The organism is Clostridium sp. ZBS15, assembly GCF_023845705.1.
Classification (GTDB): Bacteria; Bacillota; Clostridia; order Clostridiales; family Clostridiaceae; genus Clostridium; species Clostridium aquiflavi.
The window spans coordinates 1-4,192 of the sequence record NZ_JAMQHY010000096.1; the positions used below are offsets into that span (position 1 = coordinate 1).

Sequence of the window (4,192 nt, forward strand, 5' to 3'; positions counted from 1 at the left end):
ACAAGTTTACACTATCAACATTAACTGGAGGGGTAAATAATGGAAAATATAGAGTGGAAAAAAAATCAACTACCTAAAACTAATAATGAAAATTTACTGGATTTCTTAAACAAAGATGAGATAATTAAAGCTAGAGATTTTCATAAAAGTTTTCCTCAATATAAGGAAACACCATTAGTTAGTTTAGAAAATTTAAGTAAGGATATAGGATTAGGTGGTATTTATATAAAAGACGAATCATATAGATTTGGATTAAATGCATTTAAAGTGTTAGGTGGTTCTTTTGCCATGGCAAAATACATGGCACAAAAATTAAATAGAGATATATCTGAATTACCTTATAAAAAGTTAATTTCACCAGAGCTTAGAGAAGAACTTGGAGAAATTACATTTGTAACAGCTACAGATGGAAATCATGGAAGAGGAGTAGCTTGGACTGCCAATAAGTTAAAACAAAAATCAGTAGTTTATATGCCAAAAGGATCATCAAAAACAAGATTAGAAAATATAAGAAAAGAAGGAGCAGAAGCTTCTATAACTGATATGAATTATGATGATGCAGTAAGACTTGCAGCTAAATATGCAGATGAAAATAATGGAGTAGTTATACAAGATACTGCATGGGAAGGCTACGAAGAAATTCCAGCTTGGATAATGCAAGGATATGGAACTATGGGACTTGAAGCATTAAATCAATTAACTGAATATGGAGTTGAAAGACCAACTCATATATTTATACAAGCTGGTGTAGGTTCTTTAGCAGGTGCAATACAAGGATTCTTTGCTTCTGTATTTAAGGGGAACTGTCCTAAAACAGTAATAGTAGAATCAAACTTAGCAGATTGCTTATATAAATCAGCAAAAGCTAATGATGGAAATTTAATAGCTGTAGGCGGAGAAATGCAAACAATAATGGCTGGATTAGCTTGTGGAGAAGCAAATACAATTGGTTGGAAAGTTTTAAAAGAGTACTCTGACACATTTGTTTCATCACCAGATTATGTTGCAGCAAATGGTATGAGAATACTTGGTAATTCATTAAGAGGAGATAAAAAGGTTATTTCAGGTGAATCAGGTGCTGTTACTTCAGGATTACTTTATGAAATAATGAAAAATGATAAATATAAAGATTTAAAAGAATCATTAGAATTAGATGAAAATTCAAAAGTACTATTATTTAGTACAGAGGGAGACACAGATCCAGATAAGTATAAAGAGATAGTTTGGAGAGGCCAATATAATAAATAAAAAATTAAGTTAAAGAGGGTGGCACAATGCTATTAGTTGGGAATGGAAGGGTAATAACTCAAGATAATAAAGAACCCTATTTAGAAGATGGTTGTATTGCAATAAAAGACAATATGATACTAGAAGTTGGTAATACAGATGAGCTAAAAGCAAAATATAAATATTATGAGTTTATAGATGCAGAAGAAAAAGTTATAATGCCAGGATTAATAAATACTCATCATCATATATATAGCGCATTTGCAAGGGGACTAACATTAAATAATCCGCTATCAAAAAATCTTGTTGATATTCTTGAAAATGTTTGGTGGAAAATAGATAAGAAGTTAACATTAGAAGATGTTAAATATAGTGCTTATACAACTTTAATTGAGTGTGTTAAAGATGGTGTTACAACTGTATTTGATCATCATGCTAGTCCTATGTCAGCAAGTAGAAGTTTATTTACTATAGCAGATGCAGCTACTCATTTAGGTATTAGAGGGGTTTATGCTTATGAAGTTTCCGATAGAGATGGAGAGAAAATTCTAAATGAAGGTATAGAAGAAAACGTTAACTTTATTAAGGCATCAAATGAAAGAGAAGATGATATGGTAAAAGGCATGTTTGGAATGCACGCTTCATTTACTCTTAGTGATGATAGTTTAAAAAAATGTGTTAATAGTTTGGAAGGCCTTGATGTAGGATATCATATTCATGCAGCAGAAGGAATCGATGATTTAAATCATTGTTTAAAAAGCAGCAGCAAGAGAGTAATAGAGAGATTAAATGATTTTGGAATATTGGGAGAAAAAACAATATGTGCTCATTGCATTCACATAAATAAAAGGGAAATTGATATTTTAAAAGAAACTAATACTAATGTAGTTAATAATCCAGAATCAAATATGGGAAATGCTGTTGGGTGTGCCCCGGTAATAGAAATGATGAAAAATGAAGTAGTAGTTGGTCTTGGCACTGATGGATATACATCAGATATGTTTGAATCAATGAAGGTTGAAAATATAATTCATAAACACAATTTAAGTGATTCTAATGTAGGGTTTGTAGAAACTAATAAAATGCTATTTGAAAACAATAGAAATATAGCATCTAAGTATTTTAAAAAACCACTTGGAATATTAAAAGAAGGAGCATATGCTGATTTAATAATTGTTGATTATAATCCATTGACACCTATGAATGAAAATAATTTAAATGGTCATATAATGTTTGGCATGAGTGGAAGATGTGTGGATACAACAATAATTAATGGAAAAGTTATAATGCAAAATAGAAAAATTATGACATTAGATGAAAAAGAAACATTAAAAAAATCAAGAAAAGTAGCACAAAAATTATGGGAAAAATTAAAATAGTAGATTAATCTATATGAGGTTTTATAGGGGGAACAGTATTATGGCAAATTTAAAAGTTAATATACTCGGAATGGAGTTTGATAACCCAATATTCACAGCAGCGGGACCTGGTGCAAAGGATGGAGAATTATGTATTTTAGCAGTAAAGGGAGGTGCTGGTGGATTAGTTACAAAAACAATATCTGAAAAGCCAGCAGATGTTCCAAGACCTTGTATGGCAAAAACCAATGCAGGTTTTTTAAATACAGAACTTTGGTCAGAACTTCCAAAAGAGCAATGGATAGAAAAAGAATATAAAAGAGCAAAAGAAGCTGGAGTACCAATGATAATTAGTATGGGATATACTGCAGATCAAATAAAAAAAGTTGCACCTTTAGTAAAACCATATGCAGATGCTGTTGAGCTATCAACTCATTATGTTGGAACTGATATTGCTCCAATAGTTGATGCAATGAAAGCAGCAAAAGCAGCACTTGACTGTCCTGTATTTATGAAAATGAGTCCTCATACAGATATTCAAAAAATAGCTAAAGCATTAGAAGATGCAGGTGCAGATGGACTTGTAATGATAAATTCAGTAGGACCTTGTATGGCAATTGATGTGGAAACAGGATATCCAATTATGGGAAGTCAAACAGGATATGGATGGTTATCAGGTTCATCAGTAAAACCAGTAGCTATTAGAAATATTTATGATGCTTCTAAGGTAATAAAAATACCAATAATAGGAGTAGGAGGAATTACTTGTGGAAGAGATGCTGCTGAAATGTTAATGGCAGGAGCACAATCTGTACAAGTATGCACAGAAGCTATTTTAAAAGGAACAAGTATTTATGGAAAAATTGCTAAGGAATTAAACGACTTTTTAGATAGTCATGGATATAAAGATGTAAATGAGATAATAGGACTTGCTCATAAAAAATGTGAGGAAAGAAACTTCAGAACAGAGTCAATAGCACCTACTGTAAAAGAAGATGTTTGTATAAAATGTGGGATTTGTAAAACAAGTTGTGTATATGATGCAATAGAAGTTTCAAATAAGCTAATCATTGATAGTAAGAAATGTTTTGGATGTGGATTATGTGTAACTAGATGTCCTAAAAATGCATTATCAATGCAATATAATTAAAAGTAAAAGGAGAATTTATTATGAAGAAAATAATTAATACACCAAATGCACCAGAAGCAATTGGACCATATTCACAAGGAGTAATTATAGATAAGTTAGTATATACATCTGGTCAGTTACCTATAAATCCAAAGACAAAGGTATTAGAAACAGAAATAAAAAAGGCAACTAAGCAAAGTATAGAAAATTGTAAAGCTATTTTGGAAGAAGCAGGAACAAATCTTGAGAATGTAATTAAAACTACAGTTTTTGTAAAAGATCTAAATGATTTTTCAGCTGTAAATGAAGTATACGCAAAATTTTTTACACAAAATTTCCCCGCAAGAAGTTGTGTGCAAATTGCTAAATTACCTATGGACGCTCCAGTAGAAATAGAAGTAATTGCTACATTATAATTAATAAATATTGTTAGGCACATGAAAGATGATAAGTTCTTTAACTTATCATCTTTCATGTG

Annotated in this window: 4 protein-coding genes; all 4 read left to right on the forward strand. The window is 30.9% G+C overall.

Features of this window, described 5'->3' with window-relative positions; translation table 11 throughout:
- The first annotated feature begins 39 nt into the window (after positions 1–39).
- Genes dpaL through NG904_RS16645 form a run of 4 tightly spaced genes read left to right on the forward strand, consistent with a single transcriptional unit; the run spans position 40 to position 4,130 of the window.
- Positions 40–1,248 carry a diaminopropionate ammonia-lyase gene (gene dpaL, locus NG904_RS16630; RefSeq protein ID WP_252232834.1) on the forward strand — a complete coding sequence of 403 codons (1,209 nt, stop codon included), beginning with the start codon at positions 40–42 and terminating at the stop codon, positions 1,246–1,248.
- 26 nt (positions 1,249–1,274) lie between these two features.
- Positions 1,275–2,606 carry a putative aminohydrolase SsnA gene (gene ssnA / locus NG904_RS16635; RefSeq protein WP_252232836.1) on the forward strand — a complete coding sequence of 444 codons (1,332 nt, stop codon included), beginning with the start codon at positions 1,275–1,277 and terminating at the stop codon, positions 2,604–2,606.
- Between the two features lie 40 nt (positions 2,607–2,646).
- Positions 2,647–3,735: a 4Fe-4S binding protein gene (locus NG904_RS16640; RefSeq protein WP_252232838.1), complete on the forward strand. Its 1,089-nt coding sequence runs from the start codon at positions 2,647–2,649 to the stop codon at positions 3,733–3,735.
- A 20-nt stretch (positions 3,736–3,755) separates the two neighbouring features.
- On the forward strand, positions 3,756–4,130 hold the full coding sequence (locus NG904_RS16645) for a RidA family protein (protein WP_252232840.1): 375 nt from the start codon (positions 3,756–3,758) through the stop codon (positions 4,128–4,130).
- Positions 4,131–4,192: the final 62 nt, after the last annotated feature.

What these genes read in the sequence shown, in the direction of transcription:
- dpaL (WP_252232834.1), top strand. Translation starts at nt 40, where the DNA reads ATGGAAAATATAGAGTGGAAAAAAAATCAACTACCTAAAACTAATAAT.
- NG904_RS16645 (WP_252232840.1), top strand. Translation starts at nt 3,756, where the DNA reads ATGAAGAAAATAATTAATACACCAAATGCACCAGAAGCAATTGGACCA.
- ssnA (WP_252232836.1), top strand. Translation starts at nt 1,275, where the DNA reads ATGCTATTAGTTGGGAATGGAAGGGTAATAACTCAAGATAATAAAGAA.
- NG904_RS16640 (WP_252232838.1), top strand. Translation starts at nt 2,647, where the DNA reads ATGGCAAATTTAAAAGTTAATATACTCGGAATGGAGTTTGATAACCCA.